The organism is Bordetella ansorpii (assembly GCF_900078315.1).
Classification (GTDB): Bacteria; Pseudomonadota; Gammaproteobacteria; order Burkholderiales; family Burkholderiaceae_B; genus Bordetella; species Bordetella ansorpii.
This window is the reverse complement of record NZ_FKBS01000014.1, coordinates 308194-326818: the sequence shown is the minus strand read 5'-3', so window position 1 is coordinate 326818 and position 18625 is coordinate 308194. Positions and strand designations below refer to the sequence as shown.

17 protein-coding genes are annotated in these 18625 nt (G+C 67.7%); 13 read left to right on the top strand and 4 right to left on the bottom strand.

Going from position 1 to position 18625, the window contains the following annotated elements; all coding sequences use genetic code 11:
• Positions 1-44 precede the first annotated feature (44 nt).
• The 9 genes from A7W11_RS09170 to A7W11_RS09130 all read left to right on the top strand — a co-directional run bounded on the left by A7W11_RS09170 (position 45) and on the right by A7W11_RS09130 (position 9002).
• The gene (locus A7W11_RS09170) at positions 45-1070 is read left to right on the top strand and encodes an AraC family transcriptional regulator (protein ID WP_066413728.1); all 1026 of its coding nucleotides are present in this window, start codon (positions 45-47) and stop codon (positions 1068-1070) included.
• Between the two features lie 111 nt (positions 1071-1181).
• Positions 1182-2366, top strand: coding sequence for a lipid-transfer protein (locus tag A7W11_RS09165; RefSeq protein WP_066410769.1), 1185 nt, complete (start codon positions 1182-1184; stop codon positions 2364-2366).
• Positions 2367-2377: 11 nt separating this feature from the next.
• Positions 2378-2833 carry a MaoC family dehydratase N-terminal domain-containing protein gene (locus tag A7W11_RS09160; protein ID WP_066410768.1) on the top strand — a complete coding sequence of 152 codons (456 nt, stop codon included), beginning with the start codon at positions 2378-2380 and terminating at the stop codon, positions 2831-2833.
• A gap of 49 nt (positions 2834-2882) precedes the next feature.
• Entirely contained in the window at positions 2883-3302 is a 420-nt protein-coding gene (locus A7W11_RS09155) for a MaoC family dehydratase (RefSeq protein ID WP_066410767.1), read from the top strand.
• 19 nt (positions 3303-3321) lie between these two features.
• Positions 3322-4146 carry an SDR family NAD(P)-dependent oxidoreductase gene (locus A7W11_RS09150; protein WP_066410765.1) on the top strand — a complete coding sequence of 275 codons (825 nt, stop codon included), beginning with the start codon at positions 3322-3324 and terminating at the stop codon, positions 4144-4146.
• A gap of 17 nt (positions 4147-4163) precedes the next feature.
• Entirely contained in the window at positions 4164-5327 is a 1164-nt protein-coding gene (locus A7W11_RS09145) for an acyl-CoA dehydrogenase family protein (protein ID WP_066410764.1), read from the top strand.
• Positions 5328-5411: 84 nt separating this feature from the next.
• On the top strand, positions 5412-7076 hold the full coding sequence (locus A7W11_RS09140) for a long-chain-fatty-acid--CoA ligase (RefSeq protein WP_066410762.1): 1665 nt from the start codon (positions 5412-5414) through the stop codon (positions 7074-7076).
• Positions 7077-7167: 91 nt separating this feature from the next.
• Positions 7168-8178: a Bug family tripartite tricarboxylate transporter substrate binding protein gene (locus A7W11_RS09135; protein ID WP_066410760.1), complete on the top strand. Its 1011-nt coding sequence runs from the start codon at positions 7168-7170 to the stop codon at positions 8176-8178.
• 14 nt (positions 8179-8192) lie between these two features.
• Complete coding sequence (locus A7W11_RS09130) at positions 8193-9002, top strand: SDR family oxidoreductase (RefSeq protein ID WP_066410758.1); 810 nt, start codon at positions 8193-8195, stop codon at positions 9000-9002.
• Between the two features lie 18 nt (positions 9003-9020).
• On the opposite strand, the gene A7W11_RS09125 is transcribed toward A7W11_RS09130, so the two are convergent.
• Positions 9021-9818: a MetQ/NlpA family ABC transporter substrate-binding protein gene (locus A7W11_RS09125; protein ID WP_066410755.1), complete on the bottom strand. Its 798-nt coding sequence runs from the start codon at positions 9816-9818 to the stop codon at positions 9021-9023.
• A 251-nt stretch (positions 9819-10069) separates the two neighbouring features.
• Between A7W11_RS09125 and argB the strand changes: the two genes are divergently transcribed.
• Genes argB through slmA form a run of 3 tightly spaced genes read left to right on the top strand, consistent with a single transcriptional unit; the run spans position 10070 to position 12350 of the window.
• The gene (argB, locus tag A7W11_RS09120) at positions 10070-10972 is read left to right on the top strand and encodes an acetylglutamate kinase (RefSeq protein WP_066128285.1); all 903 of its coding nucleotides are present in this window, start codon (positions 10070-10072) and stop codon (positions 10970-10972) included.
• Positions 10972-11718 carry a pyrimidine 5'-nucleotidase gene (locus A7W11_RS09115; RefSeq protein ID WP_066410753.1) on the top strand — a complete coding sequence of 249 codons (747 nt, stop codon included), beginning with the start codon at positions 10972-10974 and terminating at the stop codon, positions 11716-11718. The genes argB and A7W11_RS09115 overlap by 1 nt, the downstream gene beginning before the upstream one ends.
• 50 nt (positions 11719-11768) lie before the next feature.
• Complete coding sequence (gene slmA, locus A7W11_RS09110) at positions 11769-12350, top strand: nucleoid occlusion factor SlmA (RefSeq protein ID WP_066410752.1); 582 nt, start codon at positions 11769-11771, stop codon at positions 12348-12350.
• A 79-nt stretch (positions 12351-12429) separates the two neighbouring features.
• On the opposite strand, the gene A7W11_RS09105 is transcribed toward slmA, so the two are convergent.
• Positions 12430-13935, bottom strand: coding sequence for a DASS family sodium-coupled anion symporter (locus A7W11_RS09105; protein WP_066410751.1), 1506 nt, complete (start codon positions 13933-13935; stop codon positions 12430-12432).
• A 315-nt stretch (positions 13936-14250) separates the two neighbouring features.
• Between A7W11_RS09105 and A7W11_RS09100 the strand changes: the two genes are divergently transcribed.
• On the top strand, positions 14251-15306 hold the full coding sequence (locus A7W11_RS09100; protein ID WP_066410749.1) for an Ldh family oxidoreductase: 1056 nt from the start codon (positions 14251-14253) through the stop codon (positions 15304-15306).
• A gap of 34 nt (positions 15307-15340) precedes the next feature.
• Here the strand turns inward: A7W11_RS09100 and rodA are convergent, their stop codons facing one another.
• Both rodA and mrdA read right to left on the bottom strand, forming a co-directional pair.
• A complete protein-coding gene (rodA, locus tag A7W11_RS09095) occupies positions 15341-16480 on the bottom strand; it encodes a rod shape-determining protein RodA (RefSeq protein WP_066410747.1) in 1140 nt (379 codons plus the stop codon).
• Positions 16477-18612, bottom strand: a complete 2136-nt coding sequence (gene mrdA, locus A7W11_RS09090; protein WP_066410745.1) for a penicillin-binding protein 2 — start codon at positions 18610-18612, stop codon at positions 16477-16479. The genes rodA and mrdA overlap by 4 nt, the downstream gene beginning before the upstream one ends.
• Positions 18613-18625: the final 13 nt, after the last annotated feature.

Here is an 18625-nt window from a genome sequence, read left to right as displayed (position 1 = left end):
CCGTGAGCCCTCCTGTCGGGCACCGCCCAGCCCAAGCGTGCATGATGACGAGCGTGACCCACCATACCGTCGCCATCGAACAGATCGAGCAGATGCTGCTGGGCGCGCGCCGGCGCGAGCTCGACATCAACGACCTGCTGCGGCGGGCGGGCATCCCGCCGTCTCTGCTGGCCTCACCCAAATCCCGCGTGACCCAGGCGCAATGCGCCGCCCTGATCTCGTTGCTGCGCTACCGGCTGCGCGACGAGCTGTGGGGCCTGTGTCCACATCCCCTTCCTCTGGGCAGCTTCGAGATGGGCTGCCGTATCGTGATCGGCTGCCGCACGCTGGGAGAGGCGCTGCGCGCCGGGCTGCGCTATTACCGGCTGCTGCTGCGCGACTTCTCGCCGCATCTGCGCGTGACGCAAGGCGAGGCCCGCTTCTGCCTGGCGCCGCACGCCAGCCGCGATGCCAGCCTGGCCTATGCCGAACGCTCGTTCAGCTTCCTGGCGTATGGCCTGGCCTGCTGGCTGGTCGCACGCCGGCTGCCACTGCTGGCCGTCGATTATCCGCAATCGGCCATAGGCCGCAGCACCGATGCGGGGGTACTGTTCCAGGCGCCGCTGCACTACGGCACTCTCTGCGGCTGGCGCTTCGAGGCGCGTTGGCTGGAACTGCCGGTGGTGCAGAACGAACAGAGCCTGGAACAGTTCCTGCGCCAGGCGCCGGCCAATCTGCTGGTGAAGCACCGCGACCAGACCAGCGTGACCGAACGCATCCGCCGCATCCTGCGCCGCCACCTGGACACCACGCCCCCCTCGCTTACCGATATCGGCCGGCAACTGGCCATGACGCCGCAGACGCTGCGGCGCCGCCTGCGGCTGGAAGGCCAGGGTTTTCGCGCCATCAAGGACGACCTGCGCCGCGACGTGGCGGTGGAGTACCTGGCGCGGCCCGAGCTGTCGTTGCCCGAGATCGCCGCGTTGCTGGGCTTTTCCGAGGCCAGTACGTTTCATCGCGCCTTCAAGCACTGGACGGGTATTGCGCCCGGCGAGTATCGGCAGACACGGCTGCATCGTCCTCGGGAATAGGGCCTGGGTGTCACTTTCTGCCAATGACTCGCGCCGGTTCGGCCATTGGCGCGGCGGCAACGCGGCCGCACACTGGATGGCACTCCCCTACCGTCCATCCAGGAGGCCCGGATGCACCGCACAGTCTTCGTTGCCGGCGTCGGCATGATTCCCTTCACCAAGCCCGGCAAGAGCGATCCCTACATGCTGATGGGCGAACGCGCGGCCAAACTGGCGCTCGAAGATGCCGGCGTGCCGTACGACGCGGTGCAGCAGGCATACGTCAGTTATGTCTACGGCGACTCCACCGCGGGGCAGGCGGCGATCTACCGGGTCGGCCTGACGGGCATCCCGGTCTTCAACCTGAACAACAATTGCTCCAGCGGATCGAGCGCACTGTTCCTGGCCCGCCAGGCGATCGAAAGCGGCGCGGTGGAGTGCGCCATCGCACTGGGCTTCGAACAGATGGTGCCGGGCGCGCTGAAAGGCGCGTACGACGACCGCCCCTCCCCCATGACGCGCTTTGCCGAAACCATGACCGCCGTGCAGGGCTACGACGAGGCGGCCCCGCGCGCGGCGCAGTTCTTCGGCGGCGCGGGCCGCGCGTACATGAACGAGTACGGCATCGCGCCCGAGACCTTCGCGCGCATCTCGGTGAAGGCGCGCCAGCATGCGGCGCGCAATCCCATGGCGGTGTTCCGCGACACGGTGACGCTGGAGGAAGTGATGGCCGCGCCCACCGTCTTCGCGCCACTGACCCGGCTGCAATGCTGCCCGCCCACCTGCGGCGCGGCGGCGGCCATCCTGTGCTCGGAAGACTTCGCCCGCCGCCACGGACTCGCCCCCAAGGTGCGGATCGCCGCGCAGGCCATGACGACCGACACCGGCAGTACTTTCGACGAACACGACATGCGCAAGCTGGTGGGCTACGACATGACCCGTGCCGCCGCGCAGCAGGTCTACGAGGCGGCGGGCATCGGTCCCGAGGACATCGACGTGGTCGAACTGCACGACTGCTTCACCGCCAACGAGCTGATCACCTACGAAGGCCTGGGCCTGACGCCTGAAGGCACGGCCGAGAAGTTCATTCTGGACGGCGACAACACCCATGGCGGCCGCGTGGTGACCAATCCCTCGGGCGGGCTGCTGTCGAAGGGTCATCCGCTGGGCGCCACCGGGCTGGCGCAATGCGCGGAACTGACGTGGCAATTGCGCGGCCAGGCCGACCAGCGGCAGGTGCCGGATGCCCGGCTGGCGCTGCAGCACAACCTGGGGCTGGGCGGCGCCTGCGTGGTCACGCTGTACCAGGCGGCCTGAGGCAGCGGGCGATGATCGACCGCCGCCACATCGGCCATGTGTTCGCACCCTTTGCCGTAGACATCGAGGCGGGCCGCCTGCGCTTCTTCGCCAAGGCGACGGGGCAGACCGATCCCGTCTATACGGATGCCGCCGTGGCCCGCGCACACGGCTATCCCGGACTGCTGGTGCCGCCGACGTTCCTGTTCTGCCTGGAGATGGAAGCGCCCGACCCCGCCGCCATCCGCAACCTGCTGGGCCTGGACTACCGCAGCCTGCTGCACGGCGAGCAACGCTTCAGGTATCAGGCGCCGGCCTTCGCGGGCGACACCCTGCGCTTCGAGCAACGCATCGAAGACATCTACGACAGGAAGAACGGCGCGCTGGAATTCGTGGTGCGCCGCACACGGGTCAGCAACCAGACGGGAACGGCCATCGCCGAGCTGGGCACCACGACGGTCGTGCAGCATGCCGCGGCAAAGCCATGACGGACCGCACCGGGCTCCCACCGCGACATTCCTGCAGCAGGCGCATGCCATGACCCCGATCCGTTTCGACAGCGTGCAACCCGGCGACGCCCTGCCCGGCATCGATCCGCCTCCCCTCTCGCGCCTGACGCTGGCCCTGTACTGCGGCGCGTCCGGGGACCACAACCCCATCCACGTGGACAGTGATTTCGCGCGCGCGGCCGGCCAGCCCGACGTGTTCGCGCACGGCATGCTGAGCATGGCGTACCTGGGCCGGCTGCTGACCGGCTGGGTGCCGCAGGAAGCCCTGCGCACCTTGCGCGTGCGCTTCGTGGCGCTGACCCCGATCGGCGCGCGGCTGGCCTGCCGCGGCACCATCACCGAAAAATTCGAGGCAGAGGGAGAACGGCGCGTGCGGCTCGCGCTGTCCGTGGCCGACCAGAACGGCCAGACCACGCTGCAAGGCGAGGCCGTGGTTGCCCTGCCCTGACGCATCAAGGAGGAAGACGATGAAATCCCTGCAAGACAAAGTGGCGCTGGTCTCCGGCTCGGGCCGTGGCATCGGGCGCGCCATCGCGCTGAAACTGGCCGGCGCGGGCGCGCGCGTGGTCGTCAACGACCTGGACGAGGCCCCTGCCAGGCAGACCGTCGAAGCCATCCTGGCCGCCGGCGGACAAGCCACGCACTGCACGGGCAGCGTCACCCAGGCCGACTTCGCGGCGCGCTTCGTCGACACCGCCATATCCGGGTTCGGCGGCCTGGACATCATCGTGAACAACGCAGGCTACACCTGGGACAACGTCATCCAGAAAATGAGCGACGAGCAGTGGGAAGAGATGCTGGCCGTACACCTGACGGCCCCTTTCCGCATCCTGCGCGCCGCGGCCGAGTTCATCCGCGAGTCGGCCAAGCAGGAGATCCAGGCGGGCAGGCCCGTGCATCGCAAGGTGGTGAACATCTCGTCGACCTCGGGCGTGTACGGCAACGCGGGCCAGGCCAACTACGCCGCCGCCAAGGCGGGCATCAACGGCCTGACCAAGGCCATGGCCAAGGAATGGGGCCGCTACAACGTCAACGTGAACAGCGTGGCCTTCGGCCTGATAAAGACCCGCCTGACGGAAGCCGATGCCTCGGCCGACGCCAGCATCGACATCGAAGGCAGGCAGATCAAGGTCGGGGTGAGCCCGCAGATCCTGAAGAACGCCGAGACGATGATTCCGCTGGGCCGCGGCGGCACGCCGGAAGAAGCCGCCGGCGCGGTCTACCTCTTCTGCATTCCCGAATCCGACTACATCAGCGGCCAGGTGCTGGTGTGCGGCGGCGGCCGGCCCTAGAGCCCGAGGAGCGCGACATGCCGATCCACACGCCGCCCCGCCCCTGGATGAACGAAGAACTGAGCCTGCTGCGCGACACGGCCCGGCGCTTTTTCGAGACCGAATGCGTGCCGCGCCAGCAGGCCTGGATGGCGCAGCGCCACGCCGACCGCGACATCTGGCGGCGCGCGGGCGCCATCGGCCTGCTGGGCGCGGGCATTCCCGAGGAATACGGCGGCAGCGGCGGACACTTCCTGCACCAGGCCGTGATCTGCGAAGAACAGCAGCGCGCCCTGGTCAACAGCTTCAGCCTGAACGTGCATAGCGGCATCGTGGCGCACTATCTGCTGGACTATGCCTCGGCCTCGCAGAAAGATCGCTGGCTGCCTGGCCTGGCCTCGGGCGACATCGTGGCCGCCATCGCCATGACCGAGCCCGGCGCCGGCACCGACCTGCAGCGCATCAAGACCACGGCCCTGCGAGAGGGCGATCACTACATCGTCCGTGGCGCCAAGACCTTCATCACCAACGGCCTGAATGCCGACCTGGTGCTGACGGCGGTGAAGACCGATCCGCAGGCCACCGCTCGCGGCGTGTCGCTGCTGGCCATCGACGTGCGCGACCTGCCCGGCTTCACGCGTGGCAAGCCGCTGGACAAGATCGGGCAGCATGGCCAGGACACCGTCGAGCTGTTCTTCGACGACGTGCGCGTGCCCGTGGAGAACCTGCTGGGCGCGCAGGAAGGCCGCGGCTTCTCGCAGCTGATGCAACAACTGCCGCGCGAGCGCCTGCTGATCGCGGTGGGCGCCGCGGCCACGATGCAGCGCGCCGTCGACGACACGCTGGCCTACGTGAACGAACGCCAGGTATTCGGCGCGCCGCTGATGGCGATGCAGAATACGCGCTTCAAGCTGGCCGAATGCCAGACGCATGCCACATTGGCCCGCAGCTTCGTCGACGACTGCATCGGCCGCCTGTTGCGCAACGAACTGGACGTGCCCACCGCCGCGATGGCCAAATGGTGGACCACCGACATGCTGTGCCGCGTGGTCGACGAATGCCTGCAGCTGCACGGCGGCTACGGCTACATCAATGACTATCCCATCGCGCGCATGTTTGCCGATGCCCGTGTCGGGCGCATCTACGGCGGCGCCAACGAAGTGATGAAGGAGATCATCGCGCGCGGCCTGACGCCGGCTTGACGAGACCTGGCAGGCCTGCGGGCCGCCGCCGAACACAGGCCGACACGCGCGCAGACGCGGGCCCCGAGCAGGAGACAAGACAAGATGTCCACCGATCGTCCCGATCCCCCGTGGGTTCGCGCCTGGCCCCGTGGCCTGCCGCGCCGGATGCACGCGCTGGAAACCACCCTGGACCGCAACCTGGCCCAGGCGGCCGAACGCTATCCCGGCAAGGCCGCCACGGTCTTCTTCGACCGCGTGCAGACCTACGCACAGATGCAGGCCCAGTCCGATGCGCTGGCCGGATACCTGCGCGAGCGGGCGGGGGTATTGCGCGGCGACCGCGTGCTGCTGATGGCGCAGAACTGTCCACAATGGATCGTGGCCTTCCATGCCATCGTGCGCTGCGGCGCGGTGGTCGTGCCCGTCAACGTCATGAGCAAGCCGCCGGAGCTGGCGCACTACGTGCAGGACAGCGGCGCGCGCGTCGCGCTGATCGCGCAGGACCTGCTTCCCGCGATCCAGCAGGAGCTGGACCGCGAGCGGCTGTCGCATGCCGTGGCGCTGACTTACTCCGACGCCATCGATGCCGGCAGCGATCTCGCCCTGCCGGCCTGGGTGGCCGCGCCGCGCGCCGCGCTCGACCATCCCCGCCTGACGCATTGGTCGGACGCCATCGGTGCGGGCCTGCCGCCCCCGCCGCACGACTTCGGCCCCGACGACCTGTGCCTGCTGCCCTACACGTCGGGCACCACCGGCCGCCCCAAGGGCTGCATGCACACCCACCGCACGCTGCTGGCGGCGACGGTGGGCGCCTGCCTGTGGCGCAACGTGCATGCCGAGTCCGTCATCATGGGCGTGGCGCCGATGTTCCATCTGCTGGGCATGCAGAACGCCATGCTGATGCCCATCGCCGTGGGCGCGACCACCGTGGTGCAGCCACGCTGGGATGCCGCCAACGCCGCTCGCCTGATCGAACGCTACCGCGTCAGCGTCTGGGCCGCGCCGCCGGCCATGCTGAACGACTTCTTCCTGCAGCCCGACGCGCACACCCGCGACCTGTCCAGCCTGGCCGTGCTGAACGGCGGCGGCGCGGCCATGCCGCCGGCCGTGGCGCGCACGCTGAAAGAGCGCCACGACCAGGACTACATCGAAGGCTATGGCATGACCGAGACAGCCTCGTTCCTGCACTGCAATCCGCCTGCGCGCGGCAAGCGGCTATGCCTGGGCATTCCCGCCTTCGGCGTGGATTCGCGCATCGTCGATCCGGGCACGCTGCAAGAGCTGCCCGTGGGCGAGACCGGCGAACTGGTCACCGCCGCGCCCCAGCTGATGCTGGGCTATTGGCGGGACGACGCGGCCAACGCGCTGTCGTTCTTCGAGCACGACGGCAAGCGTTTCTTCCGCACGGGCGACCTGGCCTGCATGGACGAAGAGGGCTACTTCTTCATGCGCGACCGCATCAAGCGCATGGTGAACGTCAGCGGCTACAAGGTCTGGCCGGCCGAGCTGGAAAGCCTGATCTACGAACACCCCGCCATCGCCGAAGCCTGCATCGTCTCGGTGCCCGACGACCGGCAGGGCGAATCGATCAAGGCCGTGCTGGTGCTCAAGCCCGACAGCGAGCTGGATGCCGACGGCCTGGTGGCGTGGTGCCGCGAACGCATGGCGGCCTACAAGGTGCCGCGCCACGTCGAGTTCCGCGACCACCTGCCCAAGTCCAGCACCGGCAAGATTCTCTGGAGGGAAATACAGGCCCAGCAACAATAGCGATTGCCGGTGCACGAACGCGCCGGACGGTTCCCGAAGCATTGCGACCCACAAAGAGCGCGGGCAAAGACCTGTGCGACAGGAGACAAGCATGCATCACCCGAAGCAACCGCAACACCATTCGTTGTCGCGCCGCGACCTGCTGAAACTGGCCGCCGGCACCCTGCTGGGCGCGCTGCACCCCGCCGCCCGCGCCGCGGCATCCGCCTATCCCAGCCAACCCATCCGCCTGATCGTGCCGTATCCGCCCGGCGGCGGCACCGACATCCTGGCGCGCCTGGTGGCCGGCAAGCTGGGCGAAGCCTGGAAGCGGACCGTCATCGTCGAGAACAAGAGCGGCGCCAGCGGCACCATCGGCAACGACTTCGTGGCCAAGGCCGAACCCGACGGCCACACCCTGCTGATGGGCATCACCGCGCTGATCCAGCGCCCGGCCATGGTCGCGTCGATGCCCTATGACCCAATCAAGGACTTCGCCCCGTTGACGGCCGTGGCGCGCTCGGCCGATCTGCTGCTGGTGCCGGCCAATTCTTCCGCCAACACGCTGGCCGAGTTCGTCGCCCAGGTGAAGGCCAAGCCGCGCACCTACAGCATCGGCAACTATGGCGCGGGCACCAGCTCCCACATCCATGCCGCGATGCTGAATGCGCAGGCGGGACTGGACCTCAACCACGTGCCCTACCGCGGCGCCAGCCCGCTGGTGACCGACCTGCTGGGCGGACAGCTGGATTCGGCCTTCGTCGACTCCAGCTCCATCGTCGCGCACCTGGGCTCGGGCAAGCTGAAGGTGCTGGCGGTGACCGGCGAACGCAAATCCCCGCTCGCACCCCAGGCGCCCACGCTGGCCAGCCAGGGTTTCCATTCCTTCGAGCCCTATGGCTGGTTCGGCCTGTTCGCCCCGGGCCGCACGCCGCCAGCCATCACCGAGAAGCTGTCGCAGGCCTTCGTGGCCATCATCAAGCAGCCAGACGTGCAGAACCGCCTGAACGACATGGGCCTGCTGCCGGGCGGCAACAGCATGGGCGACTTCACCCGCGAAGTGCGCAACGACCGCGAGATCTGGACCAAGGTCATCACCGCCGCCGGCATCAAGACCGAATGACAGGAGGCCGCCGCATGCATACCCCCGACCCTGCGCCGTTCGACTTCACCGGCCGCCACGTCTTCGTGGCGGGGGGCAGCAGCGGCATCAACCTGGCCATCGCGCGGGCCTACGCCGCGCATGGCGCCGACGTGTCGCTGCTCAGCCGTTCGCCGGACAAGCTGGCCGTGGCCGCTGGGCAGGTCCGTGTCCACGGCCACCGCGTGGGCAGCCATGCCGCCGACGTGCGCGACTATGCCGCCACCGAAGCCGCGCTGGCCGCGGCGGCGCAGGCATTCGGGCCGATCGACGTGCTGGTGTCCGGCGCGGCGGGCAACTTCATCGCGCCGGCGCTGGGCATGTCCAGCAACGGCTTTCGCACCGTGGTGGACATCGATCTGGTCGGCACCTTCAACGTGTTGCGCGCCAGCCATGCCCACCTGCGCCGCCCGGGGGCCAGCCTGATCAACATCTCGGCGCCGCAGGCACGCAACCCGACCGCCCTGCAGGCGCACGCCTGCGCGGCCAAGGCGGGCGTGGACATGCTGACGCGGGTACTTGCCATGGAATGGGCCGCCGACGGGATCCGCGTCAACGGCATCGCGCCCGGCCCCATCGGCGATACGGAAGGGGTGCGGCGGCTGGCGCCCGACGAGGGCGCGCGCGCCAGGATGCTGGCCAGCATCCCCCTCGCGCGCTTCGGCGAGCTGGCCGATGTGGCCAACATGGCCCTGGTGCTGGGCTCGGCCCTGGCGGGCTTCGTCACCGGCGCCATCATCCCGGTGGATGGCGGCAGTTCGTTGCAGGGCGGACGCGACCTGTCGCCCACCCTGTCCGAGGCCTGATCCAGGCCGCCTCGGGAATCAGAACGCCGGAACGACGGCGCCCTTGTACTTCTCGACGATGAACTTCTTGACGGCCTCGGAGTGCAGGGCCTGCACCAGTTTCTTGATGGCCGGGGCGTCCTTGTTGTCTTCGCGGGTGACCACGATGTTGGCGTACGGCGAATCCGACCCCTCGATGAACAACGCGTCGCGCGTGGGCACCAGGCCGGCCTCCAGGGCGTAGTTGGTGTTGATCAGGGCCAGGTCGACGTCGCCCAGGGCGCGCGGCAGGATGGCGGCCTCGAGTTCGCGGAACTTCAGCTTGCGCGGATTCTCGGCGACGTCCAGCGACGTGGCCGTGATGTTCGACGGATCCTTCAGCTTGATCAGGCCCTGCTTCTGCAGCAGCAGCAGCGCGCGGCCGCTGTTGGACGGATCGTTCGGAATGGCCACGGTGGCGCCTTCCTTCAGTTCGGACACGGCCTTGATGCGCTTGGAGTAGGCGCCGAAGGGTTCGACGTGAACCAGCGCCACCGGCACCAGCTTGGCGCCGCGGTCTTTGTTGAAGGTGTCCAGATAGGGCTTGTGCTGGAAGAAGTTGGCGTCCAGCTCCTTGTCGGCCAGTTGCAGGTTGGGCTGCACGTAGTCGCTGAACACCTTGATGTCCAGGTTCACGCCTTCCTTGACCAGCACGGGCTTGACCACTTCCAGGATCTCGGCGTGCGGCACCTGGGTGGCGCCCACGACCAGCTTCTGGGCCTGCGCCGTTGCGGAAACACCGAAGGCCAGGCCGACGGACGACGCGAGCACCAGGGCGCGCAGAAAATTGAAACGCATGATGGGTAGCCTCTCTCGTTATGGGTATGAACGAATTGTGACGCGCGTTTGCGTAACCGGATGATGTCCGCCTCGCAGGCGCGCAGGGGTGCCAAATTTACCGGAACCGCGGCCGATTGTCGGGCATAAGGACATCGATTTGCGGCATAAGCCCTTCGGCAAGTCTACAATCTGCCTTATGCTTGACCCCGTGCCCATCCGCAAGGGGCAGGCATTTTTTCCATCTTTCACTTTCTTCCGTACTACGTGCCATGACCGACACCCCCGATCCTGCCGCTGCTTCGTCACCTGCCCTCAAGGCTGCCGTGCTCTCCGAGGCATTGCCCTATATCCGACGATTCCACGGCAAGACCATCGTGGTGAAGTACGGCGGCAACGCCATGACCGAAGAGCGCCTGCAGCGCAGCTTCGCCCACGACGTGGTGCTGCTCAAGCTGGTCGGGCTGAACCCCGTGGTGGTCCACGGCGGCGGCCCGCAGATCGACGACGCCCTGCGCCGCATCGGCAAGCAGGGCACCTTCATCCAGGGCATGCGCGTCACCGACGCCGAGACTATGGAAGTGGTCGAGTGGGTGCTGGGCGGCCAGGTCCAGCAGGACATCGTCATGATGATCAACGAGGTCGGCGGCAAGGCCGTGGGCCTCACCGGCAAGGACGGCGGTCTGATCCAGGCCCAGAAGAAGCTGATGGCCAACAAGGACAACCCCGCCGAACCGATCGACATCGGCTTCGTGGGCGACATCTCCCGCGTCGAGCCGGCCGTGGTGAAGGCCCTGCAGGACGACCAGTTCATTCCGGTCATCTCGCCCATCGGCTACGGTGAAGACGGCACCGCCTACAACATCAACGCCGACGTGGTCGCCGGCAAGATGGCCGAGGTGCTGGGCGCCGAGAAGCTGCTGATGATGACCAACACCCCGGGCGTGCTGGACAAGAGCGGCAACCTGCTGCGCAAGCTGTCCGCCCAGACCATCGACGAACTGTTCGCCGACGGCACCATCTCGGGCGGCATGCTGCCCAAGATCTCGTCCTCGCTGGACGCCGCCAAGAACGGCGTGAACGCCGTGCACATCGTCGATGGCCGCGTTCCCCACTGCCTGCTGCTCGAGATCCTGACCGACCAGGGCGTCGGCACGATGATCAGCGCCGTTTGATGCTGGCACGCAGGCATTTGCTGCGGCCCGCGGCGCGTCAGCGCCGCAGCCGCCGCGTGGCCACGGGCGCCCCGCAGCGCCTGTGGCTGTTCGACCTGGACAACACGCTGCACGACACCTCCCACGCCATCTTCCCGCGCATCGACCGGGGCATGACCGAGGCGGTGTCCGAAGCGCTGGGCGTCGACATCGACGAAGCCAACCTGCTGCGCCAGAAATACTGGAAGCGCTATGGCGCCACGGTCATCGGCCTGGTGCGCCACCACGGCGTCGACCCCCACGAATTCCTGCTGCGCAGCCACAGCTTCGACGTCGCGCCGCTGATCCGCGCCGAGCGCGGCCTGGCGCAGCGCCTGCGCAGCCTGCCCGGCCGCAAGGTGCTGCTGACCAACGCGCCCTTCCACTATGCCCGGGCGGTCTTGCGCCACCTGGGCATCCTGCAGCAGTTCGACAGCCTGTGGGCCATCGAACACATGCGCCTGCAAGGCGAGTTCCGGCCCAAACCGTCCGTCGCCCTGATGCGCTACGTCGTGGCGCGCGAAGGCGTGCCGGCGTCACGGACCGTGCTGGTGGAAGACACCCTGGCCAACCTGCGCGGCGCGCGGCAGGCCGGCGTGCGCACGGTGCACGTTTACCATCCGGGCACCCCGTTTGCGAAAGCCGCGCGCAGCCGTCCAAGTTATGTCGACTTACGAGTAAACTCGATTCGCGACCTGCTGCTGCGCCGCCGTCCCCTGCGCGGATAGGCGCGGCCGGCTTTCCATCCACCGCCCGACTCTAATTACAGGCCCCACCCATGGCCAGCAAACCCGGCGAAAGAAAGCACCAGATCCTGCAGATGTTGGCGGAAATGCTGGAACAGCCGCACGCTTCGCGCATCACCACGGCGGCCCTGGCGGCCCGCCTGCAGGTGTCCGAAGCCGCGCTGTACCGGCATTTCGCCAGCAAGGCCCAGATGTTCGAGGGCCTGATCGAATTCATCGAAACCAGCATCTTCACGCTGGTCAACCAGATCGGCGCCACCGAGCCCGACGGTCTGTCGCAGGCGCGCAAGACCATCGGCATGCTGCTGGCCTTCGCCGAACGCAACCGCGGCATGACGCGCGTGCTGACGGGCGATGCCCTGGTCACCGAGGACAACCGGCTGCAGGAGCGCATCAATCACATCAACGACCGCATCGAGGCCACGCTGAAGCAGTGCCTGCGCACCGCGGTCAGCGAGTCTGCCCTGTCCGCCGACACCAACGTCGCGGCGCACGCCAGCCTGCTGACGCACTTCGTGATGGGCCGCTGGCTGCGCTACGCGCAAAGCGGCTGGCGGATCACGCCGACGGCGCACCTGGACGAGCAGTTGCGCATCGTACTGGGCCACGCCTGACGGAACCGTGCGCCCGGAATACGCAATGGCGCCTCGCGGCGCCATTGCGGCTTTCAGGCGGGACGACCTTCGCGGCGCGTCACCACATGCCCAGCAGCTTCCACCACATCACGCCCAGTACGGCATAGATGACGAGTTCGACCACGCACATGATGAAGCCCACGCGCCACCATGTGCCCAGCGAGACATAGCCGCTGCCGAAGATGACGGGCGAGGTACCCGTGGCGTAGTGGGTCAGCGTCATCATGATGGTGGAGCCCGCCACCATCATCAACAGGAACGGCGTCAGGTACTCCGGCGGCACCAGGGCCGCGCCCACGGTCAGGAAGGCCAGCATCATGGCGCTGATGTGCGCGGTCGTGCTGGCGAAGAAATAGTGGGAGAAGACGAACAGCAGCACCAGCAGTGCGGCCGCCGCCTCCCAGCCCATGCCGGCCGCCACGATGCCATCCTTGAGCATGTTCGAGAACCAGGCGATCACGCCTGTCTTGTTCAGTTGCTCGGCCATCATGACCAGCGCCCCGAACCAGATCAGCGTGTCCCAGGCGCTTTTCTCGGACAGTACGTCGTCCCAGTCGATCGTGCCCGTGATGATGAGGATGAACAGGCCGACGAAGGCGACCACCGTGGGATCCAGCGTGAAGGCCGGGCCGAACACCATGGCGGGCAGGTTGGCCCACAGCACCAGCAGGATGCCGAAGGTGCCGATCATCACCCGCTCGCCGCCCGACAACGACCCCATGCGCTGCAACTCGTTGCGGGCGTACTCCACCGCGTCCGGCGTGGCCTTCACCTCGGGCGGCGCCAGCATCGACAGCAGCAGCGGCATCAGCAGCAGGCAGACCAGGCCGGGCAGCAGCATGCACAGCGCCCAGGTGGTCCAGGACAGGTGCAGGCTTTGATTGGTGATCCGCGCGACGTAATCGACCACCAGCGGGTTGGGCGCCGTGGCGGTGATGAACATGCCCGAGGTGATGGTGTTGGCATGCATGTTCACCAGCGCCAGATAGGTGCCCATCTTGCGCTCGGTGCCTTGGGCCGGATCGGAGCCGAAGGCGCTGGCGATCGACCTCATGATGGGGTGGACGATGCCGCCCCCGCGCGCGGTGTTGCTGGGCGTGAACGGCGCCAGCACCAGTTCGCACACCGCCAGGCCGTAGCCGATGCCCACGGTCTTGCGCCCCAGGCGCGAAATGAACATCAGGCCGATGCGCTGGCCCAGGCCGGTCTTCTTCAGGCCGCGCGACACCATGATCGCCACGACGATCAGCCAGATCAGGGGATTGGCCAGGCTGGACAGCGCGTCGGCGATGGCGCCCTTGGAGGACGTGGACGTGACCTGCGACAGCGCCACGATGGTCATGGCCATCATCGCCATGACGCCGATGGGCATCACCTTCAGGATGATCGCCAGGATGGTGGTGAGGAAGATGGCCACCAGAGCCCAGGCCTTGGGCGCCAGCCCGTCGGGCACGGGCAACAGCAGCATGACAATCAGGAAGACCGTGGTGATGGCCGCGGGAACCAGACGAAACGGCACGCTTTGCTGGAAATAGGCAAGCATGGCCTTCAGCCGATCGGACATAACGAATTCCTTGCGAAGACAGGGTGCGGAGTGCCGGGTGTCAGCGCCGCCTGGACACCTGGCTCGAGCGGGAATACACCCGCCTCGGTGAAGTTCGTCGTACAGTCGAGATGCATTATCTGGCACATGTCCGACGCGGCGCAAGACGGCCTTGGCAAAAGAACGTCCAGTCACGTAAAAATGTTACGTGGATGTCCCGCTCTCCGCCTTGATCCTGGTCAAACCGGACGCGTGCCAACCATGCCAGACTGCCGACCGCCACCAGTCGGACTGTCCGCCGCGGCGCACAGTCCCGCACCATCACCGGAAGCCTTCATGCCGACCCTGGACACCTCGCGCCTCCTCGCCTTCTCTCAAGACCTGCTGCTCGCCCAAGGCGTCCCCGGGGACATTGCCCGCGACGTCGCCGAACACCTGATTGAGTCGGACCGCGTCGGCTACGCGAGCCACGGCATCTCTATCCTGCCGTCCTACCGCCGCTCCCTGCTGGGCGGCCACCTGCATGCCGGCGGCCGCGCCGAATGCGCGCGCGACGAGGGCACGCGGCTGGCCTTCGACGGCCATCGGGGCTTCGGACAGCACGTGGGCAAGACCGTGTTCGGGCAGGCGATCACGCGCGCGCAAGAGGCAGGGCATTGCCTCGTGACCCTGCGCGACAGCCATCACCTGGGCCGTCTCGGCTACTACGGCGAGATGGCCACCAGCGCCGGCCTGGTGATGCTGGCCTGCGTCAACGTCATCAACCGGCCGCCCGTCGTGGCGCCATATGGCGGCGCCCAGGCGCGCCTGACCACCAATCCCCTGTGCTTCGCGGTGCCGCTGCCCGGCAGGCCGCCGCTGCTGGTGGACATGGCCACCAGCGCCATCGCCGCGAACAAGGCGCGGGTGCTGGCAGCGCGCGGCGAACCGGCGCCGGCCGGGGCATTGATCGACGCGCAAGGGCAGGCCACCGACGACCCCGGCGTACTGTTCCAGGATCCTCCAGGCGCGTTGCTCCCCTTCGGCGCGCACAAGGGCTACGCCCTGGGCGTGGTGGCCGAGCTGCTGGCGGGCGTGCTGTCGGAAGGCGGCACCATCCAGGGCCGGGGCAACCCCGACGGCGTGGCGGTGAACAATATGTTCGCCCTGGTGCTGGATCCGACCGCCTCGGGCGACAGCCAGTGGCGCACTCACGAAGCAAGCGCCTTCATCGACTACCTGCTGGCCTGCCCGCCACAGCCCGGCGCGGACCGGGTGCAGTACCCGGGAGAATTCGAGGCGGACAACCGGCGGCGCAACGCGGAAACGATTCCGATGGACGAGGCGACACGGCAGTCGCTGCGCACCCTGGCGGCCGACCTGGGCGTGGCCGCCGGCGCGCTGGAGGAGTGATCCGGACGGGCAGTCCCGTTCCGGACGGACTGCCCTACTTCTTCAGCGGCTTGTGGTGCCTGCTGACGCTCATCATGATCCCGCAGGCGATGCCCATGGTCAGCAGCGCGGTGCCGCCGTAGCTCATGAAGGGTAGCGGGACACCCACCACGGGCAGGATGCCCGTGACCATGCCGACGTTCACGAACACGTACATGAACATCATCATCGTCAGCGCGCCCGCCAGCAGGCGGCCGAACTGCGTGCTGCCGTTCTGCGCGATGGCCAGGCCCCGGGCGATCAGCAGGGCATACAGCACCAGCAGCGCCACGCCGCCGTACATGCCGAATTCTTCGGCGAACACGGCGAACACGAAATCGGTGGTGCGTTCCGGGATGAAATCCAGGTGGGTCTGCGTGCCCTGCATGTAGCCCTTGCCGTACAGACCGCCCGAGCCCACCGCGATCATCGACTGGATGGTATGAAAGCCCTTGCCCAGCGGATCGGAGCTGGGGTTGAGCAGCGTGCAGACGCGATGCTTCTGGTAGTCGTGCAGAACCACCCAGTCGACTTCGGGCGTGCACAGGTATTCTTCGTTGTAGACCAGCGTGCCCAGCCCTACCACGCCGGCCAGCACCACCGGGATCAGCAGCTTGAACGACAGGCCGGCGAAATAGATGACGAAGAAGCCGGCGCCGAACACCAGCAGGGCCGTGCCGAGGTCGGGCTGCAGCACGATCAGGGCGAACGGCGCGGCCAGCATGGCCGCCGCCACGAAGAAGTCGATGATCCGCACCGCCCCTTCGTGCCGCTGGAAATACCAGGCCAGCATCATCGGCACGGCGATCTTCATCATCTCGGACGGCTGGATGCGCGTGATGCCCAGGTTCAGCCAGCGCGTGGCGCCCTTGCTGGTCTCGCCGAAGAACTCCACGCCCAGCAGCAGCACCACGCCGATGATGTAGAACGGCAGGGCCATCCTCATCAGCATATTGGGCGGCACCAGGGCCACGATCCACATGGCGACGAAGGCTGCCAGGAAGTTGCGCGACTGGTCGGCGAAGCGCCAGTCGGTACTGCCCACGGCCGAATGCATCACCGTCAGCCCCAGGCCCGCGAACAACAGCAGGATCAGCAGCAGCGGCCAGTCGAACGCCATCACCACGCGCAGCAGCACCAGACCCAGACGCTTCATTCACCGGCTCCGGATCGGGTGGCAGCGACCACGGCGCCGGGATTCGGCCGGGCCGGCAACGCGGCCTCGGGCGGCGGCGTGGCGGGTCTGGTGGGCTGCGGGCCGGGCGAGGCAGGCGTGACGGGCATGCGGGGCCTGGCGGATTCGGCAGCGGCCTGGCGCGCGGGACGCAGGGCCTCGACGTCGCTGAACACCTGGGACGACACGGCCCCCGGAGAGGCCGGCTCCGCGCCGGCCGTGGCGCCGGCCTGGCCATCCTTGCCGTCGGCGCTGCGCGTGGGCTGGCGGCCTCGCTCGACCAGCCAGTAATCGAACACCTTGCGCGCCACCGGCGCGGCGACGCTGGCGCCCCACCCCGCGTTCTCGACGATCAGCGCCACCGCGATGCGCGGATGGTCGACCGGCGCGAAGCCCATGAACAGGGCATGGTCGCGCAGCCGTTCGGACACTTCCGAGGCACGGTAGTGCGAGCCACGCAGGCTGAACACCTGCGCCGTGCCCGTCTTGCCGGCCGCCTGGTAAGCCGTATTGGCGAAGGCGCGCCGCGCCGTCCCCGACTTGACCACGTCGGCCATGGCGGACTTGATGATGTCGACGTTCTGCTGCTTCAGGGGAATCTGGTAATCGGGCGCGGACTTGGTCTTCTCGGCCACGCCCGTGCGCGGATCGCGCACGGCATGCACCAGATGCGGCTTGCGATACAGGCCGCTGTTGGCCATGGTGGACGTGCCCTGCGCCAGTTGCAGCAGCGTGAAGGCGTTGTAGCCCTGCCCCACCGCCACGGAGATGGTCTCGCCGGCATACCAGCGTTGCCGCTCGCGGTCCTTGTAAGCCTTGCGCTTCCATTCGGTGGACGGCAGCACGCCGGCCTTCTCGCCGTCCAGGTCGATGCCGGTGATCTGGCCGAAGCCGAACTGCTTGGTGAAATCGTGCAATGCGTTGACGCCGATCTCGGGCCCCAGCGAGTAGAAATAGGTATCGGACGACACCACGATGGCCTTGTGCATGTCCGTCATGCCGTAGGCGGCGCCCCCGGCGTTGCGGAACCGCTGGCCACCGAATTCGTAGTAGCCGGGATCCGGAATGCGCTCGGTGGCGCTGCGCTTGCCCAACTCCAGGGCTGCCAGGCCCACGAAAGGCTTGTAGGTGGAACCGATGGGATAGGTGCCGTACAGCGGCCGGTTGATCAGCGGATGATCGGGGGACTCGTTCAGCAGCTTCCAGTTCTCGACGTCGATGCCGTCGACGAACAGGTTCGGATCGAACGAAGGCTGCGACACGAAGGCCAGCACTTCGCCGGTGTCCGGATCGATCGCGACCAACGCGCCCCGGCGGCCCTCGAAGGCCTCTTCGGCGACGCGCTGCAGGCCCATGTCGATGGACAGCATGATGTCCGAGCCCGGCACCGGATCCGTGCGGCGCAACGTGCGCACCGGCCGGCCGCCCGCGGTGACTTCGACTTCCTCCACCCCGGTGCGGCCATGCAGTTGGCTTTCCCAGGATTTCTCGATGCCCTTCTTGCCGATGACGTCGGTGCCGCGGTAGTTGCCGGACTCGCCCGCGCGGTCCAGTTCGTCGAGGTCGCTCTCGGCAATGCGGCCGATGTAGCCCACCACGTGGCCGGCGGCGGCGCCCTGCGGATACTCGCGCACCCAGCGCGCGCGCAGTTCGACGCCGGGAAACTCGAAGGCGTGCGCGGCGAACCAGGCCGCCTCGGTGTCGTTCAGGTTGTTGCGCAGCGTCAGCGTGGCATAGCGGCCCGACTCGCCGACCAGGCGGCGAAACTTGCGCTGGTCGTTGGGACTGAGATAGACCACCTGCGACAGGCGCTCGAACAGATTGCCCAGGTCGCCGGCGCGGGCGGGCACGACGTCCAGCGTATAGGTGCGATAGTTGCGCGCCAGAACCTCGCCGTTGCGGTCGAGGATCTCGCCGCGCCGCGGCGGAATGGGCACGACCGCGATGCGGTTGCGGTCGGCGCGCTGCGACAGGCCTTCGTAGCGGTCGACCTGCAGATACCAGAAGCGTCCGATCAAGACGCCGAAGCACAGCAACGCCACCGCCGCGCCTACCCAGGCGCGCAGCCGGAAGCGCTGCTTCTGCTGCTGACCAGTCTTCTTGAATTCGAACATTTATACCCGCCGC

Excerpts from the sequence above, each read along its gene's own strand:
- A7W11_RS09140 (WP_066410762.1), top strand. The coding sequence starts at position 5,412 with ATGTCCACCGATCGTCCCGATCCCCCGTGGGTTCGCGCCTGGCCCCGT.
- A7W11_RS09115 (WP_066410753.1), top strand. The coding sequence starts at position 10,972 with ATGCTGGCACGCAGGCATTTGCTGCGGCCCGCGGCGCGTCAGCGCCGC.
- A7W11_RS09130 (WP_066410758.1), top strand. The coding sequence starts at position 8,193 with ATGCATACCCCCGACCCTGCGCCGTTCGACTTCACCGGCCGCCACGTC.
- A7W11_RS09160 (WP_066410768.1), top strand. The coding sequence starts at position 2,378 with ATGATCGACCGCCGCCACATCGGCCATGTGTTCGCACCCTTTGCCGTA.
- slmA (WP_066410752.1), top strand. The coding sequence starts at position 11,769 with ATGGCCAGCAAACCCGGCGAAAGAAAGCACCAGATCCTGCAGATGTTG.
- argB (WP_066128285.1), top strand. The coding sequence starts at position 10,070 with ATGACCGACACCCCCGATCCTGCCGCTGCTTCGTCACCTGCCCTCAAG.
- A7W11_RS09100 (WP_066410749.1), top strand. The coding sequence starts at position 14,251 with ATGCCGACCCTGGACACCTCGCGCCTCCTCGCCTTCTCTCAAGACCTG.
- mrdA (WP_066410745.1), bottom strand. The coding sequence starts at position 18,612 with ATGTTCGAATTCAAGAAGACTGGTCAGCAGCAGAAGCAGCGCTTCCGG.
- A7W11_RS09170 (WP_066413728.1), top strand. The coding sequence starts at position 45 with ATGACGAGCGTGACCCACCATACCGTCGCCATCGAACAGATCGAGCAG.
- A7W11_RS09125 (WP_066410755.1), bottom strand. The coding sequence starts at position 9,818 with ATGCGTTTCAATTTTCTGCGCGCCCTGGTGCTCGCGTCGTCCGTCGGC.
- A7W11_RS09105 (WP_066410751.1), bottom strand. The coding sequence starts at position 13,935 with ATGTCCGATCGGCTGAAGGCCATGCTTGCCTATTTCCAGCAAAGCGTG.
- A7W11_RS09145 (WP_066410764.1), top strand. The coding sequence starts at position 4,164 with ATGCCGATCCACACGCCGCCCCGCCCCTGGATGAACGAAGAACTGAGC.
- A7W11_RS09155 (WP_066410767.1), top strand. The coding sequence starts at position 2,883 with ATGACCCCGATCCGTTTCGACAGCGTGCAACCCGGCGACGCCCTGCCC.
- A7W11_RS09165 (WP_066410769.1), top strand. The coding sequence starts at position 1,182 with ATGCACCGCACAGTCTTCGTTGCCGGCGTCGGCATGATTCCCTTCACC.
- A7W11_RS09150 (WP_066410765.1), top strand. The coding sequence starts at position 3,322 with ATGAAATCCCTGCAAGACAAAGTGGCGCTGGTCTCCGGCTCGGGCCGT.
- A7W11_RS09135 (WP_066410760.1), top strand. The coding sequence starts at position 7,168 with ATGCATCACCCGAAGCAACCGCAACACCATTCGTTGTCGCGCCGCGAC.
- rodA (WP_066410747.1), bottom strand. The coding sequence starts at position 16,480 with ATGAAGCGTCTGGGTCTGGTGCTGCTGCGCGTGGTGATGGCGTTCGAC.